Source organism: Streptomyces sp. SDT5-1, from assembly GCF_052245995.1.
In the GTDB taxonomy this organism is placed as follows: Bacteria; Actinomycetota; Actinomycetes; order Streptomycetales; family Streptomycetaceae; genus Streptomyces.
Genome location: NZ_CM125963.1, coordinates 4,933,017 through 4,952,097, shown reverse-complemented (window position 1 = coordinate 4,952,097; position 19,081 = coordinate 4,933,017). Strand labels below are relative to the sequence as shown.

17 protein-coding genes are annotated in these 19,081 nt (G+C 72.4%); 4 read left to right on the top strand and 13 right to left on the bottom strand.

Annotated features, from left to right (window positions below; all coding sequences use genetic code 11):
• The first annotated feature begins 3 nt into the window (after window positions 1-3).
• The gene (locus tag ACTWJ8_RS22875) at window positions 4-1,251 is read left to right on the top strand and encodes an APC family permease (protein WP_443260149.1); all 1,248 of its coding nucleotides are present in this window, start codon (window positions 4-6) and stop codon (window positions 1,249-1,251) included.
• Here the strand turns inward: ACTWJ8_RS22875 and ACTWJ8_RS22870 are convergent.
• The 13 genes from ACTWJ8_RS22870 to ACTWJ8_RS22810 all read right to left on the bottom strand — a co-directional run bounded on the left by ACTWJ8_RS22870 (window position 1,248) and on the right by ACTWJ8_RS22810 (window position 13,060).
• Window positions 1,248-1,640, bottom strand: a complete 393-nt coding sequence (locus ACTWJ8_RS22870) for a YccF domain-containing protein (protein ID WP_356375001.1) — start codon at window positions 1,638-1,640, stop codon at window positions 1,248-1,250. The genes ACTWJ8_RS22875 and ACTWJ8_RS22870 overlap by 4 nt on opposite strands.
• Window positions 1,637-2,500 (bottom strand): zinc metalloprotease HtpX, encoded by an 864-nt coding sequence (htpX, locus tag ACTWJ8_RS22865; protein WP_356375004.1) that lies wholly within the window; start codon window positions 2,498-2,500, stop codon window positions 1,637-1,639. Before htpX ends, ACTWJ8_RS22870 begins: the two co-directional genes overlap by 4 nt.
• 197 nt (window positions 2,501-2,697) lie before the next feature.
• The gene (gene mscL, locus ACTWJ8_RS22860; protein ID WP_356375007.1) at window positions 2,698-3,153 is read right to left on the bottom strand and encodes a large conductance mechanosensitive channel protein MscL; all 456 of its coding nucleotides are present in this window, start codon (window positions 3,151-3,153) and stop codon (window positions 2,698-2,700) included.
• Between the two features lie 72 nt (window positions 3,154-3,225).
• Window positions 3,226-4,776: an NADH-quinone oxidoreductase subunit N gene (locus ACTWJ8_RS22855; protein ID WP_443264970.1), complete on the bottom strand. Its 1,551-nt coding sequence runs from the start codon at window positions 4,774-4,776 to the stop codon at window positions 3,226-3,228.
• 20 nt (window positions 4,777-4,796) lie between these two features.
• Entirely contained in the window at window positions 4,797-6,389 is a 1,593-nt protein-coding gene (locus tag ACTWJ8_RS22850) for an NADH-quinone oxidoreductase subunit M (protein WP_443260148.1), read from the bottom strand.
• 6 nt (window positions 6,390-6,395) lie between these two features.
• Window positions 6,396-8,423, bottom strand: a complete 2,028-nt coding sequence (locus ACTWJ8_RS22845; protein WP_443260147.1) for an NADH-quinone oxidoreductase subunit 5 family protein — start codon at window positions 8,421-8,423, stop codon at window positions 6,396-6,398.
• A complete protein-coding gene (nuoK, locus tag ACTWJ8_RS22840; protein WP_356375019.1) occupies window positions 8,420-8,836 on the bottom strand; it encodes an NADH-quinone oxidoreductase subunit NuoK in 417 nt (138 codons plus the stop codon). The genes ACTWJ8_RS22845 and nuoK overlap by 4 nt, the downstream gene beginning before the upstream one ends.
• On the bottom strand, window positions 8,836-9,465 hold the full coding sequence (locus tag ACTWJ8_RS22835) for an NADH-quinone oxidoreductase subunit J family protein (RefSeq protein WP_443260146.1): 630 nt from the start codon (window positions 9,463-9,465) through the stop codon (window positions 8,836-8,838). The genes nuoK and ACTWJ8_RS22835 overlap by 1 nt, the downstream gene beginning before the upstream one ends.
• Window positions 9,462-10,133 carry a NuoI/complex I 23 kDa subunit family protein gene (locus tag ACTWJ8_RS22830; protein ID WP_356375025.1) on the bottom strand — a complete coding sequence of 224 codons (672 nt, stop codon included), beginning with the start codon at window positions 10,131-10,133 and terminating at the stop codon, window positions 9,462-9,464. The genes ACTWJ8_RS22835 and ACTWJ8_RS22830 overlap by 4 nt, the downstream gene beginning before the upstream one ends.
• A complete protein-coding gene (locus ACTWJ8_RS22825; RefSeq protein ID WP_356375028.1) occupies window positions 10,133-11,101 on the bottom strand; it encodes a complex I subunit 1/NuoH family protein in 969 nt (322 codons plus the stop codon). Before ACTWJ8_RS22825 ends, ACTWJ8_RS22830 begins: the two co-directional genes overlap by 1 nt.
• Window positions 11,098-12,072: an NADH-quinone oxidoreductase subunit C gene (locus ACTWJ8_RS22820; RefSeq protein ID WP_443260145.1), complete on the bottom strand. Its 975-nt coding sequence runs from the start codon at window positions 12,070-12,072 to the stop codon at window positions 11,098-11,100. Before ACTWJ8_RS22820 ends, ACTWJ8_RS22825 begins: the two co-directional genes overlap by 4 nt.
• On the bottom strand, window positions 12,069-12,671 hold the full coding sequence (locus ACTWJ8_RS22815) for an NADH-quinone oxidoreductase subunit B (RefSeq protein WP_356375034.1): 603 nt from the start codon (window positions 12,669-12,671) through the stop codon (window positions 12,069-12,071). The genes ACTWJ8_RS22820 and ACTWJ8_RS22815 overlap by 4 nt, the downstream gene beginning before the upstream one ends.
• Window positions 12,662-13,060, bottom strand: a complete 399-nt coding sequence (locus tag ACTWJ8_RS22810; RefSeq protein WP_356375037.1) for an NADH-quinone oxidoreductase subunit A — start codon at window positions 13,058-13,060, stop codon at window positions 12,662-12,664. Before ACTWJ8_RS22810 ends, ACTWJ8_RS22815 begins: the two co-directional genes overlap by 10 nt.
• A 191-nt stretch (window positions 13,061-13,251) precedes the next feature.
• Here ACTWJ8_RS22810 and ACTWJ8_RS22805 point away from each other — a divergent pair, with 191 nt between their 5' ends.
• The 3 genes from ACTWJ8_RS22805 (at window position 13,252) to ACTWJ8_RS22795 (ending at window position 18,794) form a co-directional block, all read left to right on the top strand.
• The gene (locus ACTWJ8_RS22805; protein WP_356375040.1) at window positions 13,252-14,445 is read left to right on the top strand and encodes a sensor histidine kinase; all 1,194 of its coding nucleotides are present in this window, start codon (window positions 13,252-13,254) and stop codon (window positions 14,443-14,445) included.
• Window positions 14,446-14,600: 155 nt separating this feature from the next.
• Window positions 14,601-15,995, top strand: a complete 1,395-nt coding sequence (locus tag ACTWJ8_RS22800; RefSeq protein ID WP_356375043.1) for a sensor histidine kinase — start codon at window positions 14,601-14,603, stop codon at window positions 15,993-15,995.
• A gap of 2,139 nt (window positions 15,996-18,134) precedes the next feature.
• Window positions 18,135-18,794: a response regulator transcription factor gene (locus ACTWJ8_RS22795; protein ID WP_356375942.1), complete on the top strand. Its 660-nt coding sequence runs from the start codon at window positions 18,135-18,137 to the stop codon at window positions 18,792-18,794.
• Window positions 18,795-19,081 lie beyond the last annotated feature (287 nt).

Genomic DNA, 19,081 nt, shown 5'->3' with positions numbered 1-19,081 from the left:
CGCATGACACAGTCGCAGGCTTCTCTCCGCCGGGCGCTCGGTGTGCGCGACGCCGTGGTCGTCGGGCTCGGATCGATGATCGGGGCGGGCGTCTTCGCGGCGCTCGGGCCCGCGGCGCGGGCGGCCGGTTCGGGCGTGCTGTACGCGCTCGCGGTCGCGGCCGTGGTGGCGTACTGCAACGCCATGTCGTCGGCGCGGCTCGCGGCCGAGTACCCGGTGTCCGGGGGCACGTACGTGTACGGGCGGGAGCGGCTGGGGCCGTTCTGGGGGTATCTGGCGGGCTGGGCGTTCGTCGTCGGCAAGTCGGCCTCGTGCGCGGCGATGGCGCTGACGGTGGGGACGTACGTGTGGCCGGGGCAGGCGCACGCGGTGGCGGTCGCGGCGGTCGTGGCGCTGACTGCCGTGAACTGCTTCGGGGTTGAGAAGTCGGCGTGGCTGACGCGGGTCGTCGTCGCCGTCGTGCTCGCCGTCCTGGCGGCCGTCGTGGTGGCCTGTGCGGGCTCGGGGAGCGCCGAGGGGGCTCGGCTCGCTCCGGGGCTCTCGGAGGGCGTCAGCGGCGTGCTGAGCGGCGCGGGGCTGCTGTTCTTCGCGTTCGCCGGGTACGCGCGCGTGGCGACGCTGGGCGAGGAGGTGCGGGATCCGGCGCGCACGATTCCGCGCGCGATCCCGGTGGCGCTCGGGATCACGTTGGTCGTCTACGCGGCCGTGGGCGCCGCCGCCGTCGCCGTGCTCGGCGTGGACGGGCTCGCGCGGGCCTCTGCCCCGTTGGCCGACGCCGTACGGGCCGCGGGGGTCGACGGGCTCGTGCCGGTGGTGCGGGTGGGGGCGGCCGTGGCGGCGCTCGGCTCGCTGCTCGCGCTGCTTCTGGGCGTGTCGCGGACGACGCTCGCGATGGCGCGCGACCGGCATCTGCCGGGCGCCCTGGCGGCCGTCCATCCGCGCTTCCAGGTGCCGCGTCGGGCCGAGCTGGCGGTGGGCGCGGTCGTGGCGGTCGTGGCCGCCCTCGGGGACGTACGCGGGGCGATCGGCTTCTCGTCGTTCGGGGTGCTGCTGTACTACGCCGTCGCGAACGCCTCGGCGTGGACGCTGAGTTCCGCGGTGCGCGCGCGGGCGCTGCCGGCCCTCGGGGTCGTCGGCTGTCTGGCCCTCGCGTGCTCGCTGCCGCTGTCGTCGGTGGCGGCCGGGGCGGCCGTCATCGCCGTCGGGGCGCTCGCCTACGCGGTGCGGCTACGCGCGCGTGGTGCGGCCTAACGCGCGGCGAACGGCTGGTCCGTGGGAACGATCTCGCGGCCCAGCGGGAGCAGCGAGATCGGGATCATCTTGAAGTTGGCGATGCCGAACGGGATCCCGATGATCGTCACGCACAGGGCGAGGCCCGTGACGATGTGCGCCAGGGCCAGCCACCAGCCCGCGAGGAGCAGCCACAGCACGTTTCCCACGCAGGAGGGCGCTCCCGCGTCCCTGCGCTCGACCGTCGTCTGCCCGAACGGCCACAGGGCGTAGACGCCGATCCTGAAGGCGGCGATGCCGAACGGGATGCCGATGATCGTGACGCAGAGCAGGAGACCGGCCAGCACGTAGCCGAGGAACAGCCAGAAGCCGCTCAGGATCAGCCATATGACGTTCAGGATTGTCTTCACTGCTGGCGACCTGCCATCTGCTCGAGCCGGGAGATACGGTCCGCCATCGGCGGGTGCGTGGAGAACATCTTCGACATCCCCTGACCGGGGCGGAAGGGGTTGGCGATCATCATGTGGCTCGCCGTCTCGATGCGCGGCTCCGGCGGCAGCGGCAGCTGCTTCGTGCCCGCGTCGAGCTTGCGCAGGGCGCTCGCCAGGGCCAGTGGATCGCCGGTCAGCTGGGCCCCGGAGGCGTCGGCCTCGTACTCGCGGGAGCGGCTGATGGCGAGCTGGATGAGGGACGCGGCGAGTGGCCCCAGGATCATGATCAGGAGCATCCCGAAGAGGCCGGGCCCGTCGTCGTCGTTCGAACGGCCGACCGGGATGAGCCACGCGAAGTTGACCAGGAACATGATCACGGAGGCGAGGGCGCCGGCGACCGAGGAGATCAGGATGTCCCGGTTGTAGACATGGCTGAGCTCGTGCCCGATGACGCCGCGCAGCTCGCGCTCGTCCAGGATGCGCAGGATGCCCTCGGTGCAGCACACCGCCGCGTTGCGCGGATTGCGGCCCGTCGCGAACGCGTTCGGCGCCTCCGTGGGCGAGATGTAGAGGCGCGGCATGGGCTGGCGCGCCTGCGTGGAGAGCTCGCGCACCATCCGGTAGAGCGCGGGCGCCTCGAACTCGCTCACCGGGCGTGCCCGCATCGCGCGCAGGGCCAGCTTGTCGCTGTTCCAGTACGCGTACGCGTTCGTCCCCAGGGCGATGACGAGCCCGATGATGAGTCCCGTCCGGCCGAAGAAGCTGCCGATGACGAGGATCAGGGCGGACAGACCGCCGAGGAGTACGGCGGTCTTCAACCCGTTGTGCCGGCGGTGCACGGTACGCCCTCCTGATGGTGCGGCAGGGGAACCCACTGCTTGCTGATCTGCTGCTTCCACTGGGTCTGGAGCCGGTGCGTGTCGCCACGCCGTGTTCCACGTCCAGTGGACCCTCCCTCACTGGTCAACGCCAGACGAGGGGGCCGAGTTCCCTTGTGCGCGCCGGGCCGCCCGTGCGGGCGTGTAGGCCGACCGGGTCAGCGCTGCTGCGGCAGACCGGCGAGCTCCAGGGCCTCCGGGTCGGCCTCGATCTCGCTCGTGCAGTGCGCGCAGCGGGTGGCGATGCCGGGGATCTGGGTGTAGCAGCGCGGGCAGTCGCGCAGGGCGGCCTTGATGTCGACCGGCTTGTTGCGGTCCATGCGTGCCTGGAGCTTCATCATCGGGACGACGATCAGGAAGTAGAGCACCGCGGCGGTGATCAGGAAGGCGATGATCGCGCTGACGAACTTGCCGTACGGGAAGTCGGTGCCCTCGACCGTGAAGTGCGCCTCACTGAAGTCGCCCGTGGACCGGGTGGCGAGACCGACGAGCGGGGCGATGAACGCCGTGCTGAGCGCGGTGACCACGGCCGTGAACGCGGTTCCGACCGCGAGGCCGATGGCCATCGTGATGATGTTTCCGCGAAGGATGAATTCCTTGAACCCGCTCAGCACGGCGCCTGTCTCCTTGGTGTGGGGCTGGTGGGGCCTGTGGGGCGGCCCGCATGTGATGTCGTACGAGGGTGCCTAGAAGAGGCCCGTCGAGGCAAAACGCAGCACCAATTGCGGGGCGCCGGAGAGCGCGACTCCGATGACGGCCGTGACGGCGATCGCGGCGGTGAGCGGCACGGAAGCGCGGCGCGCGACGGCCGGGGCGCCCGCGGCGGCTCCTGCAGCGGCGCCTTCGGTGGCTCCTTCAGGGGCGCGGAAGAGCGTCGCGGTCCACTGGAGGTAGTAGACGAGGGCGATCACGACGTTCACGGCCATCACGACGGCGAGCCAGCCGAGGCCCGCGTCGACGGCCGCGGAGAAGACCGTGACCTTCGCAAACAGGCCGATGATGCCGGGCGGCAGCCCCGCGAGGCACAGCAGGAAGAAGCCCAGGACGAGCGCGGCGAGCGGGCGGGCGGCGTACAGGCCCCGGTAGTCGCTGACGCGGTTCAGCGGCTTCGTACGGGCGACCAGGGCGGCCACCGCGAAAGCGCCGAGGTTCACCGCGGCGTACATGAGGGCGTACGCGAGGGTGGATCCGATCGACTTCTGGGGGTCGTCGGAGTAGGCGGCCGCGGCGATCGGCACCAGGAGGTAGCCGGCCTGGCCGACGGACGACCAGGCGAGCAGGCGGACGGCGCTGTACGCGCGCGTGGCCTGCTGCCGCAGGGCGGCGACGTTGCCGACGGTCATGGTGAGCGCGGCGAGCGCGGCCAGGGCGGGGCCCCACACGTCGGCGTACGAGGGGAAGGCGACGACCGTGACGAGGATGAGGCCCGAGAAGCCGACGGCCTTGCCGATGACCGACAAGTAGGCGGCGATCGGCAACGGCGCGCCCACGTAGGTGTCGGGCACCCAGAAGTGGAACGGCACGGCGGCCGTCTTGAAGGCGAAGCCCACGAGGGTGAGCGCGACGCCGGCCTGGGCGAGCGTGTGGAACTGGCCGTCCACGTGCGTGAGTTCCGTGGCCACCCTGGTGAGGTGCAGGGAGCCGGTGGCCGCGTACACGAAGCTCACACCGAGCAGGGTGACGGCGGTCGCGGTGACCGAGGACAGGAAGAACTTCAGGGCCGCGTCGGAGGAGCGCCTGTCGCCCTGCTTGAGGCCCACGAGGGCGAAGGCGGGCAGCGAGGCGACCTCCAGGGCGACCACGAGGGTGGCGAGGTCGCGGGAGGCGGGCAGCAGGGCCGCGCCCGCGGCGGACGACAGGAGGAGGAACCAGAACTCGCCCTCCGGAAGCGGCCGGTTCGCCTTCTTCGCGTCCTTGAGGGAGCTGATCGAGAGCAGCGCGGTGAGCAGGGCCCCGGCCAGGACCAGGAACTGGACGACCAGGGTGAAGCGGTCCGCCGTGTAGCTGCAGGCCTCGTAGGGGGCGCCACGGAGGCAGAACGTGGAGCGCTCGTCCCCGATGAGCGGCAGGAGCGCGAGCGCCGCGGCGGCCAGGCCCGCGACGGAGATCCAGCCCAGGACCGGCTTGCGGGCCTCCCCCACGAACAGGTCGGCGACCAGGACGACGAGGCCCACGACCGCCGCGATCGTGGGCGGCGCGATGGCGACCCAGTCGACGGACTGGACGAGGGACGCCACGGAGGGCGCGGCGACGGCGATCACTGGAGGCCTCCTGCGAGGAGCTTCTGCACGGCCGGGTTCGTGAGGCCGAGCAGGGCTGCGGGCCACAGGCCCGCGAGGACGGTGAGGGCGACGAGCGGGGTCCAGGCGGCGAACTCGTAGCCGCGCACATCCGCGAGGACCGGCGCCTCGGGGGCCGCCGGCGCTTCCTTCGGGCGCGGGCCCATGCAGACGCGGCGGACCACGATGAGCAGGTACGCGGCGGTGAGCAGCGTGCCGAAGGCGGCGATCGCCATGAACACGAGGAACGCCGGGCGGCTGAGGCCGTCGGCGGGCCTGAACGCGCCGAACAGGGCGAGCATCTCGCCCCAGAACCCGGCGAGGCCCGGCAGGCCGAGCGAGGCGACGGCGGCGAACGCGAGCAGGCCGCCGAGGCGCGGAGCCTTCCCGTACAAGGCCATGCCGCCCTGCTCGGCGAGGGCGTCGAGGTCGCTGGTGCCGGCCCGGTCCTTGAGCGCGCCGACGAGGAAGAAGAGGAGGCCGGTGATGAGGCCGTGGGCGATGTTCGCGAACAGCGCGCCGTTCACGCCGGTCGGGCTCATCGACGCGATGCCGAGCAGCACGAAGCCCATGTGGCCGACGGAGGAGTAGGCGATGAGGCGCTTGAGATCGCCCTTCGCGCCCTGCTTCGCGAGGTTCAGGCAGGCCAGGGACCCGTAGATGATCCCGACGACGGCGAGCGCGGCGAGGTACGGGGCGAAGGTCCGCATTCCGTCGGGCGCGACGGGGAGCAGGATCCGGACGAATCCGTACGTACCCATCTTCAGCAGCACGCCGGCCAGGAGCACCGAGCCGACGGTCGGGGCGGCGGTGTGGGCGTCCGGCAGCCAGCTGTGCAGCGGCCACATGGGCGTCTTCACCGCGAGCCCGATCCCGATCGCCAGAACGGCGATGACCTGCACGGACGTGGTCAGGCCCCGGCCGTTGTCAGTGGCCAGTGCCATCATGTCGAACGTGCCCGACTTAACACCGATAAGGAGGAGGCCGAGCAGCATCACGACCGAGCCGAGCAGCGTGAACAGGATGAACTTCCACGCCGCCTGCGCTCGTCCCTCTCCGCCCCAGCGGGCGATGAGGAAGTACATCGGGATGAGGACCATCTCGAACGCGAGGAAGAAGAGGAGGAGGTCCAGGACGGCGAAGGTCGCGAGGGTGCCCGATTCCAGGACGAGGATCAGGGCGACGAAGGCCTTGGGGGACGGGCCCGAAGGCATCTTGAAGTAGGAGTACAGCGCGCACAGGAACGTCAGCAGCGCCGTGAGCACCAGGAGGGGGAGGGAGATGCCGTCGATGCCGAGGTGGATCCGCACGTCGAGCGCCGGGATCCAGCTGATGTCGGTCGTGGCCTGCATCTTCGACGGCTGGTCGTGGTCGAAGCCGAGCGCGAGGACGATCGCGGCGATGAGGATCACGCCGGTCACGGTCACACCGTGGCGGAGCACGGCCTGGTCGGGCGACTTCCCCTTCAGCCCGGGCGGGGCGGGGAGAAGAGCGGCGACGGCGCCGATGAGCGGGCCGACGACGATCAATGCGAGAAGGAACTGCATCACGGATTCGCTGATATCGATCACGGCTGCTCACGCTCCGGCGGTGGCGACGAGGACGACGGCGACCACCAGGACGACGGTGCCTGCGAGCAGTGCGCTGAGGTAGGTCTGCACGTTTCCGGTCTGGGCCCTGCGCACGGCCCAGCCCAGCGCCTTCGGTGCCTCGGCCGCTCCGCGTACGTAGGTGTCGACGACGGCCCGGTCGAGGAAGCGGACCAGGGTGGCGCCGGCCTGCACCGGGCGGACGAAGAGCGCCGCGTAGCCGGCGTCGAGGTGGAAGCCGACGGCCGCGTGACGGTGCAGCGGGCCGAGCAGCAGGCGGCCGGGGTCCGACGGATCGGGGGCGCTCGCGACGTCGCCGTACGCGGGGGCGTGCGTCGCGATGGCCTCGGCCTCGACCAGGCCCGCGTCGCCCGACTCGGTGTCGACGGCGACGGCGCCGATCGGGGTGCGGCGGGCCGCCATCGCGGTGGTGTGGCGCCAGGCCGCGTAGGTGACGAGGCCGCCGACGAGCGCGAAGCCGGTGCCGAGCACGGAGGTGGTCAGCGTCGGGGTGAGGGACGTGCCGTCGAACCAGTCGGGCAGCACGCCCGCGAGGAGTCCGAAGCCGAGGGAGGGGATCGCCAGGACCCACAGGACGACGTTCATCGCGACCGGCTGCCTGCCGTGGTCGGGGGCCTCGCCGTCCCGGCCGTTGAAGGCGAGGAGCCAGAGGCGGGTCGCGTAGGCGGCGGTGAGTACGGCGGTGAGCAGGCCTGCGACGAGGACGATCCAGCCGGACGCGGCGGGGGCGGCCAGCGGGCCGCTGCCCTCGCCGACGGCGGTGTGCTCGGCGGCGCCGAGGACGGCCTCCTTGGAGAAGAAGCCGCTGAAGGGCGGGATCGCGGCGAGCGCCAGCAGCGCCACGGTCATCGTCCAGAAGGCGTCGGGCACGCGGTCGCGCAGGTTCCGCATGCGGGACATCGCGGCCAGCGAGTTGGTGCCGGCGGCGTGGATGACCACGCCCGCCGCGAGGAACAGCAGCGCCTTGAAGGCGCCGTGCGAGAGGAGGTGGAAGACGGCGGCGTCGCGGTTGCCGACGGCGAGGGCGCCGGTCATGTAGCCGAGCTGGCCGACGGTCGAGTACGCGAGGACCCGCTTGATGTCGTCCTGCGCGAGCGCGGCGAGGGCGGAGCCCGCCATGGTCACCGCGGCCATGACGGCGAGCACGATCAGCGCCGCCTGCGAGGCGGCGAAGACCGGGAGGAGGCGGGCGACGAAGTAGACGCCGGCGGCGACCATCGTCGCGGCGTGGATCAGCGCGGAGACGGGCGTGGGGCCCGCCATCGCGTCGGGCAGCCAGGTGTGCAGCGGGAACTGCGCGGACTTGCCCGCGACACCGGCGAGGAGCAGCAGGGCGATCAGGGTCGGGTGGTCGAGGCCGCCCTCGCTGGTGACCTTGCCCAGGATCGTCGTGATGCGGAACGAGCCCGCCTCCGTGGCGAGCGCGAACAGGCCGATCAGGAAGGGGACGTCGCCGAGCTTGGTGACCAGGAACGCCTTGAGGGAGGCGGCCCGCGCCTCGGGGGTCTCCCAGTAGTGGCCGACGAGGAAATACGAGCAGATGCCCATGACTTCCCAGCCGACCAGCAGGACCATCAGGTCGCCGCTGTAGACGACCAGGAGCATCGCGGAGGTGAAGAGCGAGACGAGCGCCGCGTACGAGGGGTAGCGCGGGTCGTCGCGGAGATAGCCCGTCGAGTAGATCTGCACGCAGGTCGCGACCAGGCCGACCAGGACGGCGACGAGGGCGGCGAAACCGTCGATGTGCAGGGCGAGTTCGATCGGCACGGAGCCGGTCGGGGCGAGCTGGGTGTGCGCGTCGAGGGCCGCCGTGCCGTTGCCCGAGCCGCCGCCCTGGTCGAGGGCGACCGTGGCGGCGAGGGCCAGCGCGGCCAGCGTCGGCAGGACGGCCAGCGGGCGGACGAAGGCGGGGGCCGCGCGGCCGAGGAGCAGGCCCGCGACGGCGCCGAGGAACGGCAGGAGAGGGACGAGCACGGCGAGGTTCGTGGTGGTCACGCGGTGGCCTCGGCCTTCTTGTCCGCCGTCGGCGCCGGGGCGTCGGCTGCCGCGCCGGCGTCGGACGGGTGGTGCGGGTCGGCGTCCGGATCGTCGGCCGGGTCGAGGGGCTCGGCGGAGTCGCGGAGCTTGTCGATGTCCGACGTGCCGCGGCTGCGGTGGACGGCCAGGACGATCGCCAGGCCGATGCCGATCTCGGCGGCGGCGATGGCGATGGTGAACAGGGTCAGGGCCTGGCCCGCGTGGAGGGTGTCGCGCAGCCAGACGTCGAAGGCGACGAGGTTCAGGTTGACGGCGTTGAGCATCAGCTCGACGGACATCAGGACCAGGATCGCGTTGCGGCGGGCCAGTACGCCGTACAGGCCCGTGCAGAAGAGGAGGGAGGAGAGGACGGCGGGGTAGGCGAGGTGCATCAGCGGGTTCCCTCACCTTCGGGGGTGCCGGGGGCTCCGGCCGCCGGGGCCGCGGTCGCCGGGGCGGCGTCGGCGTTCTTCTTGCGCGACAGGACGATGGCGCCGACCAGGGCGGCGAGCAGGAGCACCGACAGCGCCTCGAACGGCAGGACCCAGTGCTTGAAGAGAATCGAGCCGGTGACGCCCGTGCTGCCCTGGACCACGTCGAGGTCGATCCAGGTCGTGCGGAAGGCGTCGACGACGACCCAGACCAGGGCGGCGGCTGAGGCCACCGCGACGGTCAGGGCGGCCCAGCGGTTCGGGCTGTCCGCGTCCGGGGAGCGGCCGATGGGCGCGCGGGTCAGCATCAGGCCGAACAGGAGGAGGACCACGACGGAACCGACGTAGATGAGGACCTGCACCCAGGCGATGAACTCGGCGGTGAGCAGGAGGTACTCGACGGCCAGGCCGCCGAGGGCGACGACCAGCCACAGGGCGGCGTGCACCAGTTGCTTCGTCGTGACGGTGACGATCGCCGCGGCGAAGGTGACCAGGCCGACGAGCACGAAGGCGATCTCGACGCCCGACGGGGAGAGGAACCCGGGGCTCTCGGCGGCCGTGGCGACGGCGGCCGGTGCGGCGAGGGTCATGCGGTGGGCTCCTCTCCGGTGTCGTTGGGGGTGGCCTCCGGTGCGGCGCCCGATGCCTTCGGGTCGGCGGGCGGGGCCTCCGGGGTGGCCGGCTCTTGGGCCGCGGCTCCCTGGGCGGCTGCCTCCTGGGCTGCCGCTTCCTGGGCCGCTGCCAGTTTGTCCGCGGTCTTGCGGGCGGCTGCCAGTTCCTTCGGGTCCTCGGAGGCGGGGTCGAGGGCGGGTGGGGACGGGACGGTCCACATCCACTCGCGGAGCTTGTCGCGTTCGTGGGTGAGCTCGCGGATGTCGGTCTCCGCGTACTCGAACTCCGGGGACCAGAACAGCGCGTCGAAGGGGCACACCTCGATGCAGATACCGCAGTACATGCAGAGGGAGAAGTCGATGGCGAACCGGTCGAGGACGTTGCGGGAGCGCTCGCGGCCGCCGGGCGCGGCGGGCGGCACCGTCTCCTTGTGGGAGTCGATGTAGATGCACCAGTCGGGGCACTCGCGGGCGCACAGCATGCAGACCGTGCAGTTCTCCTCGAACAGACCGATCACGCCGCGGGTGCGGGGCGGCAGTTCGGGCTGGGCGTCGGGGTACTGCTCGGTGACGGTCTTGCGCGTCATCGTGCGCAGGGTGACGGCGAGGCCCTTGGCCAGGCCGGACCCGGGGAAGTTCGCGGGCATCAGTTGATCGCCACCTTCACGATTCCGGTGAGCGCGATCTGCGCGAGGGCGAGGGGGACGAGGGTGGTCCAGGCGAGCTTCTGCAACTGGTCCTCGCGCAGGCGCGGGTACGAGACGCGGAGCCAGATCACGACGAAGGCGAGGACCGCGGTCTTGAGGAGGGTCCAGACCCAGCCGAGCCCGTCGGCGCCCCAGGGCCCGTGCCAGCCGCCCAGGAAGAGGACCGTGGTCAGTCCGCAGAGGACGACGATGCCCGCGTACTCGGCGAGCAGGAACAGGGCGAAGCGCAGGCCCGTGTACTCGGTGTACGCGCCGAAGATGATCTCGGAGTCGGCGACCGGCATGTCGAAGGGAGGACGCTGGAGTTCGGCGAGGCCCGCCACGAAGAAGACGAGGGCGCCGACGATCTGCCAGGGCAGCCACCACCACTCGAAGGCGTCGAGGATGCCGGGCAGGGAGACCGTGCCGGCGGCCATCGCCACGGAGGCCGCCGCGAGCAGCATCGGGAGTTCGTACGCCAGGAGTTGGGCAGCGGTGCGCAGGCCGCCCAGGAGGGAGAACTTGTTGGCGCTCGCCCAGCCCGCCATCAGCGAGCCGAGCACGCCGACGCCCATCACCGCGAGCACGAAGAAGATGCCCGCGTCGACGACCGCGCCGACCGCGCCGTCGCCGGGTCCGACCGGGACGGCCAGAAGCACGAGGAGGTACGGGAGCAGGGCGACCGCCGGGGCGAGCTGGAAGACGCGGCGGTCGGCGTCGGCCGGGACCACGTCCTCCTTCTGCGCGAACTTGACGCCGTCGGCGACCAGTTGGGCCCAGCCGTGGAAACCGCCCGCGTACATGGGGCCGAGGCGGCCCTGCATGTGGGCCATGACCTTGTGTTCGGTCTGGCCGACGAGCAGGGGGAGCACCAGGAAGGCGACGAAGACGACGACGAGGCGCAGCGCGACGTCGAGGGCGTCGTTCACTCGTTGCCTCCGTTGTTGTCCGTCGAGGTGTTGTCCGTCGCGTCGTTGTCCGTCGGGTTCTCGTCCGGAGTGGCTTCCGGCTTCTTCGCGTCCTCGTCGAAGGCGGGCTTGGCGTGGTGCCAGGGCGCGTCCGTCGACCGGGGTTTCGGTGCCGGCGCCTTCGGCTCCGTGGGCTCCGTGGGCGTCGTGCGTTGCGAGGCGGACCCCTGGGAGGCGCTGCGGGAGCGCCGTACCGGACGCGCCGGAGCCTCCGGAGTCTCCGCCGGGGTCTCGCCCGCCGCCTGGCTCGCCGAGCCCTGGCTCGCGGAGCGCGTACGCCGCGCCGGTCGCTCCCCGGCGGCCGCGCCCGCGGCGCCCGCCGCACGCGCACCCCGGGCGGGCCGCGCAGGGGCAGGCGGCAGCTGCCCCTTCAGCGGGCCCCATTCGTTCGGGTCGGGGACGCCGGGTGGCAGCATCTGGCGCCGCTTGGGGCCGCCATGCTCCGACTCCCCCGGCTCCTTCGCGCCCGGCCACGCCTTCGCGACCCGCGCCGCGAGCACGAAGTCCTTGCGCAGCGGGTGCCCCTCGAAGCCGTCGGGCAGCAGGAGCGGGTCGAGACCCGGGTGGTCGGTGAAGTCCACGCCGAACATCTCGTGCGTCTCGCGCTCGTGCCACGCCGCGCCCGCGTACACCTCGACCGCCGACGCGAGGACCGGCGCCGCGTGCGGAACCGTCGTGCGCAGCAGCAGGCGTCGTACGGAACCGGGGGCCACGGCGGCGACGTGCGCGCACACGCGGAACCCGGTCTCCGGCTCGTCGACCGCGCTCAGCCAGTCGAAGTACGTGCACCCCAGCGTCGTACGGGCCGTCGTCAGCGCCGCGATCCACTCCGCCGCGGGGACGTCGACCGTCAGCAGGTCGTACGCCTCCTCGACCGTGGCCTCGGCGCCGAACAGTTCCTCGACGGGGTGGGGAAGCCAGCCCGCGCTCATGCCGCACCGCCCGGCTTCGGGGGCTGCACAAGGCCGCTGCTCAGCGCCGCCGCCGAGGGCCGGCCCGCCGCCGCGTCGGCGGACGCGTACCGCTCGCCGAGCGACTCGCGGGCGATCTTCTCCTGGAGTTTGAGGATGCCCTGGAGCAGCGCCTCGGGACGGGGCGGGCACCCGGGCACGTACACGTCGACGGGGATGATCTGGTCGACGCCCTTGGTGACCGAGTACGAATCCCAGTACGGGCCGCCGCAGTTGGAGCAGGCGCCGAACGAGATGACGTACTTCGGCTCGGGCATCTGCTCGTACAGACGCTTCACGGCGGGGGCCATCTTGTCCGTGACCGTGCCCGAGACGACCATCAGGTCCGCCTGGCGCGGGCCGGGCGCGAACGGGATCACGCCGAGCCGGATGAAGTCGTGGCGCGCCATGGACGCGGCGATGAACTCGATGGCGCAGCAGGCGAGGCCGAAGTTGAAGACCCACAGGCTGTACCGGCGGCCCCAGTTGAGGACCACCTTCATCGGCTCGGGGGCGAGCCGCGAGAGCACGCCCAACTTCTTCGGCTCGGGCAACAGGACAGGCTCCGGAGTCACGTCCACGTAAGGACGCCCTTCTTGTATGCGTACAGCAGGCCCACGGTGAGGAAGCCGAGGAAGACGAACATCTCGACGAGGGTCGTCGCGCCGTAACCCGGCGCGGCGAAGACCGTGGCCCAGGGGAAGAGGAAGATCGAGTCGACGGCGAAGATCACGTAGAGGAAGGCGTACACGTAGTAGCGGACCTGGGTGTGGGCCCAGCCGTCGCCGACGGGGTCGACGCCGCATTCGTACGTCAGGAACTTCTCCCTGGTGGGGACCACCGGACGCAGCAGCCTGCCCGAGCCGAAGGCCACGGCCACGAAGAGCACGCCGACGACGGCGAGCAGTCCGACCACCGAGTACGACTGGAAGTAGTCCGCCGCGATGACGGTCACGTCCGATCCCGTCACTACCTGCGCCCCTCGCGAGTTCGTTGTGTTCGACGATCTGTACGCACGGGAGTCTAGGCCCTGTTAAAGGGACGGTAAGCAGCCCGGGGCCGTGCACTCTCGACCGGGGGACGCGAGGTGGGGTTATCCCCCGCTCGACTTGGCGGCCGTCCTCATGGCGCCACGCCCCGGGCCAGGGCACTCTTTCGGCTATGACCGAGCCTCTCGACACCTCCGAAGACCACCCGGTGCTGCCGCCGCCGCGCCTCGGCTACGACAGCACGACGTGGAAGGAGATCGCCTATCTCCTCAGCAGCTTCCCGCTGTCCGTCTTCGGATTCGTGTACGCCGTCACGATGCTGTCCCTCGGCGCGGGCCTCACCGTCACCGTGATCGGGCTGCCGCTGATCGCCGGCGGGCTGCGCGGCGCGCGGCTGCTCGGCAAGGCGGAGCGCGGTCGGGCGCGGGCGCTGCTCGGCATTCGCATCGACGAGCCGAGCCCGCTGCCGGTGCGGCGCGCGGACGGCTTCTTCGGCTGGCTGTGGACCGGGCTCAAGGACCCGGTGGGCTGGCGCACGGTGCTGTACGAGGTGATCAGGCTGCCGTGGGCCGTACTGACGTTCGCGGTCACGCTGGTCGGTCTGTTCGCGCTGTGGCCCGTACTGCCGTTCATCGCGCGCGGGCTCGGCAACGCGGACCGGGCGATGGTGCGCGCGCTGCTCTCGCCGTCCGACGAGCTGGAACGGCGGATCGCCGAACTGGAGTCGGACCGCGGCGTCGTCGTCGACACCGCGGCCGCCGACCTGCGGCGCATCGAACGCGATCTGCACGACGGGGCGCAGGCCCGTCTGGTGAACCTGGCGATGGGCCTCGGCCTCGCGAAGGAGAAGCTCCTGGAGGGCCAGGCCGACGACGCGGTCGCGGCGATGGTCGACGAGGCGCACGGCGAGGTGAAGCTCGCGCTCCAGGAACTCCGGGACCTCGCGCGCGGCATCCACCCCGCCGTCCTCACCGACCGGGGGCTCGACGCGGCGCTGTCCGCGGTGGCCTCACGCTGCACCGTGCCGGTGAAGGTGACGGCCGAACTGCCGGCCAGGCCCGCCGAGGCGATCGAGGGCATCGCGTACTTCACGGTCTCCGAGCTGCTCCAGAACGTCAGCAAGCACAGCGGCGCGAAGTCGGCGTCGGTCGACGTGTGGCGTTCCCAGGACCGGCTGCTCATCCAGGTGTGGGACGACGGGCGGGGCGGCGCGAGCCTCGGCAAGGGCACCGGCATGGCGGGGCTCGCGGAGCGGCTCGACGCGGTCGACGGGCTGTTCGTCGTCGACTCGCCGGAGGGCGGCCCGACCACGGTCACGGCGGAGCTGCCGTGGCGCGACCGGACCGAGGCGGCGCCCCGGAGGTAGGGAAAACCCCCGGTCGAAGACGCCGACCCGCCGCATGGTCGCGGAACCGGTCCGCGAGGAGGCTTGAAGCAACGGATGGACGCCGCGGATCGATCTTGAAGCGGCGGATCGACACGACCGCTCCCCCGGCAGACCGAGCAGAACGGACGGCACCGATGGCCACGCACCCGTACGGATACGGCGAGGAACGCGACACGTACGCGTACGCGTACTCCTCCTCCTACGAAGAGGACGGCCGCGGCGGCGGTCCGCGGCGGCCGAGCGGGCTGGACCGGCTGCCGGCGGGGCTGCGGGCGCCGATCGAGGGGCGGACGTGGCGGGAGTTCGGATATCTGCTGCTCAACCTGCCGCTCGGCATCATCGGGTTCGTGTGGGCCGTGACGATGACGTCGCTCGGGGTCGGGCTGCTGATCACGTTCATCGGCGTGCCGGTGCTCGCGGCGGCGCTCGCGGGGGCGCGCGGGCTCGGCGCGTTGGAGCGGGTGCGGGCGCGCGGGCTGCTCGGCGTCGACGTGGGGACGCCGGAGCCGCTGCGGCCGCGTTCGGGCGGGCCGATGGGGTGGATGGGGGCGACGCTCAAGAGCGGCGTCTCGTGGCGGCATCTGCTGTACGGGGTGCTGCACCTGCCGTGGGCGGTGTTCGGGTTCGCCGTGGGGCTCAGCTTCTGGGCGACGGGGTGGACGATGCTCACGTATCCGCTGTGGCGGTGGGTGTTCCCGGCGTACGTGGGGCAGGACGGCATTCAGCTGTACGGGGACGCGGGGCACGCCGTGTACCTCGACAACCCGTTCGAGATCACGGTGACCGCGGTGGTCGGGCTGCTCGTCACGCTCGCCACGCCGTGGGTGATCCGGGCGCTGACGACGGTGGACCGGCTGATGGTGATCGGGCTGCTCGGGCCCTCGCGGCTCGCGTCGCGCGTGACGGAGCTGGAGTCCGACCGGGGCGTCGTCGCCGACACGGCCGCCGCCGACCTGCGGCGCATCGAACGCGATCTGCACGACGGGGCGCAGGCGCGGCTCGTCAACCTGGCGATGGACCTCGGCGCGGCCAAGGAGAAGCTCGGCGAGGATCCGGCGACGGCGGCGCGGATGGTCGACGAGGCGCACGGTGAGGTGAAGACGGCGCTCCAGGAGTTGCGGGACCTCGCGCGGGGCATCCACCCCGCCGTGCTCACCGACCGGGGGCTCGACGCGGCGCTGTCCGCGGTGGCGTCGCGGTGCACGGTGCCGGTGAAGGTGGAGGTCGACCTGGCGGAGCGGCCCGCGCCGGCCATCGAGGGCATCGCGTACTTCGCCGTGTCCGAGCTGCTGCGGAACGTCTCCGAGCACAGCGGGGCCACGCGGGCGGAGGTCGATGTGTGGCGGGCCCGGGACCGGTTGATGGTGCAGGTGTACGACAACGGGGGCGGCGGGGCGGTTGCCTCCGGCGGGTCCGGGGTGGCGGCGCTGGCGGGGCGCCTTGATGCGGTCGACGGGATTCTGGTCCTGGAGTCGCCTCCGGGTGGCCCGACGCGGGCGACGGCGGAGCTTCCTTGGCGGTCGGCGTAGGCCGTCCCGGCGGGGGCGGGTCGGTTCGGGTAGGGGTGTGCCGTACCGGCGGGTGGGGGGTCGGTTCGGGTGAGGTGGGCCGTGCCGGCGGGCGGCTGGTCGGTCCGGGTGAGGTGGGCCGTGCCGGCGGGCGGCTGGTCGGTCCGGGTGAGGTGGGCCGTGCCGGCGGGCGGGTGGGTCACCGGGGCCGGGGGGGCCGGTGACCTTTCGCTTGTACGGGGTGGGGGGCGTTGGCCTGGGTCTGTGGTTCAGGGTTCGCCGCGACGGGGTTGACGCCAGGCGACGCTCCCCTGTCCCGTTGACGCGGCCCGCGCCCGGGGCTCCGTCCCCCGCCTATCTCCCACCCACCCGCCCCCTCCGGGGGCTGCGGCCCCACGGGGCACCCCATTCGCCTCACGCCGCACCGGCACACCCACCGCTGCACCGTGGCCGACGCCACCCCCTCGACACACGCCACCAGCGGGAACGGGTGACGTCGCCCGGGGCCGAGGCTCCGGCTTCCGCTGCGCGGCACCGGGGACGTGCGTCTGGGGCAGCCCCCCGTTGCGCCGCGCCGTGGGGCATTCACGGGCCCGCGGCGCCGTGGGGCGTTTACCTGGGCCCGTGGCCCGTGTTGTGCCGCACCGTGGGGCGCGTTCGCTTGGGCTCGTGGTTCCTGAGCGCGGAGCCGGGGCACGTTGGCCTTGGCCTGTGGTTCGGGGCTCACCGCGACGGGGTTCGCACCGGGCCCGACGCCCACCGTCCCATCGACGCCGTCCACCCTCGGGCCTCCGACCCCCGCCTATCTCCCACCCGCCCGCCCTCTCCGGGGGGCTGCAGCCCCACGGGGCACCCCATTCCCCTCGCGCCGCACCGGCGGCGCACCCCAACCTCTGCACCGTGGCCGACCCCCTCCCCTCGACACGCGGCACCGGGCGCCGCCTTGCCCACCCTGCCGCCCAAGGCGGCAGACTGCCCAAGGCTGTAACGGCTCCCCGTAACGGGTGGGGAGCCGTTACGGCGGAAGAGCGCCCGAGGCGGGGTGCGGCCGACCGCAGCGGTTACCGCGCCCCGTGGAGCCCACGCCCCCGGAGGGGGCGGGTGGGTGGGAAATCGGGCGGCGGAGTGGGTGGGCCCGGCCCCGGCCTCGGCCGCAGAGGCACCTCCGGACCCGGTGCGGTACGGCGCCCCTTCAGCGGCTTGCCTGGCGCGTACGGCTGACCGCCACGGATGGAGCGCGGCACCGACGGCTAGTGCCCTACGCGGCGTGCGGGTGACCGCAATGGGCGGGAAGCCGTACCGGCTGTCGCTTGCCGAAGCGCGTGCGGTCCACCGCAGCGGACGTCCTGGCGGCGGATCTTCCCGGACTCGTTGCGGAGCCGACTCCGTGGTGGCGACGCCCCACAGGGGGCGGGGAACCTCGGGCGGCGGAGTCAACGGGCCGGGCAACGGGGGCCTGGCGGGACCGGAGCGGGCAGGTGCATCCCCGCTGTATCCCCGTGGGCGTAACACCGGTTCCGCAAGATCAAGCCCCATCGGCGATTAAGGCGCGGGGGGCCGGACGCCGGAGGCGCACCCCGCGGGGCCTACGCCCCTGGAGGGGGCGGGTGGGTGGGAGATAGGCGGGCACCGGGGCCCCGGACCCGGCAGGCGGGCGGGGCAGTGCAGCCAGGCGATTCAAGCCCCTGCGGCGCTTGAGCAGCGGGGGCCGGGGCGGAGCCCCGAGGCGGAGGACCGGGAAACCGGATGGAACGGGCGAGCCGAGCCCCGAGGCGAAGGACCGGGAAACCGGATGGAACGGGCGAGCCGAGCCCGAGGCGAAGGACCGGGAAACCGGATGGAACGGGCGAGCCGAGCCCGAGGCGGAGGACCGGGAAGCCGGATGGAGCCAGTGGGCGGAGCCCAAGACGTAGGGGCACGTGCCGGAGGCGAACCGTGGGGCCGACGCCGAGTGCGCGCCCCGTGGGGTCGAGCCCCCGGAGGGGCCGGGTGGCGGGAGATGGGTGGGGGACCCCGTCATCTCCCGCCACCCACCCCCCAACCCTGGAATGCTGTGCCCATAAGGATCGACCGGGATCGGCAAGGATCGATCGGGGCCCGCGCGGAGCGAATCGTCGCGGGATCGTCGTGGCTGGGGGGACGAGGAACGTGGAGGACAAGGTGCGGGTCGTCATCGCCGAGGATTCAGTGCTGCTCAGGGAGGGCCTGACCCGCCTGCTCACGGACCGCGGGCACGAGGTCGTCGCGGGCGTGGGCGACGGGGAGGCGCTGGTCAAGACCATCACCGAGCTGGGGGAACAGCAGCAGCTGCCGGACGTGGTCGTCGCCGACGTCCGGATGCCGCCGACCCACACGGACGAGGGCGTGCGCGCGGCGGTGCGCCTGCGGGCCCGCTTCCCCGACCTGGGCGTACTGGTCCTCTCGCAGTACGTGGAGGAGCAGTACGCCACGGAGCTGCTGGCCGGTTCCAGCCGCGGGGTCGGCTATCTGCTCAAGGACCGGGTCGCCGAGGTCAGGGAGTTCGTGGACGCGGTGGTCCGGGTCGCCGAGGGCGGTACCGCGCTCGACCCCGAGGTGGTGGCGCAGCTGCTCGGCCGCAGCCGCAAGCAGGACGTGCTGGCGAATCTCACGCCCCGTGAGCGGGAGGTGCTGGGCCTGATGGCGGAGGGTCGTACGAACTCGGCGATCGCCCGGCAGCTCGTGGTGAGCGACGGCGCGGTCGAGAAGCACGTCAGCAACATCTTCCTGAAGCTGGGCCTGTCCCAGAGTGACGGGGATCACCGCCGCGTACTGGCCGTGCTGACCTACCTGAACTCCTGAATATCTGACACCCTGTCAGATATAGGGACGGGAACCAGCCGTTTCGGCACCTCACCGAGCACCTCACCGAGCACCTCACCGAGCGCCTCGCCAAAGACCCCACCGCAGAACCATCGACCGACCGGGCGCGTCCTCCTCAGGGGGGAATCACCGTACAAATCGGGGCGACCCGCCGTCTCATTTGGCGGTCCACCATGCGAATCGCCTCAGGAAGGCGACCCTTACAGACGTAGGGTGGGCCCTGGGAGGGCCGGTGGGACGGCCGTGCCCGCACAGCCGCCTCGAGG

What these genes read in the sequence shown, in the direction of transcription:
- ACTWJ8_RS22875 (WP_443260149.1), top strand. Translation starts at nt 4, where the DNA reads ATGACACAGTCGCAGGCTTCTCTCCGCCGGGCGCTCGGTGTGCGCGAC.
- nuoK (WP_356375019.1), bottom strand. Translation starts at nt 8,836, where the DNA reads ATGCACCTCGCCTACCCCGCCGTCCTCTCCTCCCTCCTCTTCTGCACG.
- ACTWJ8_RS22835 (WP_443260146.1), bottom strand. Translation starts at nt 9,465, where the DNA reads ATGACCCTCGCCGCACCGGCCGCCGTCGCCACGGCCGCCGAGAGCCCC.
- ACTWJ8_RS22830 (WP_356375025.1), bottom strand. Translation starts at nt 10,133, where the DNA reads ATGCCCGCGAACTTCCCCGGGTCCGGCCTGGCCAAGGGCCTCGCCGTC.
- ACTWJ8_RS22820 (WP_443260145.1), bottom strand. Translation starts at nt 12,072, where the DNA reads ATGAGCGCGGGCTGGCTTCCCCACCCCGTCGAGGAACTGTTCGGCGCC.
- ACTWJ8_RS22805 (WP_356375040.1), top strand. Translation starts at nt 13,252, where the DNA reads ATGACCGAGCCTCTCGACACCTCCGAAGACCACCCGGTGCTGCCGCCG.
- ACTWJ8_RS22800 (WP_356375043.1), top strand. Translation starts at nt 14,601, where the DNA reads ATGGCCACGCACCCGTACGGATACGGCGAGGAACGCGACACGTACGCG.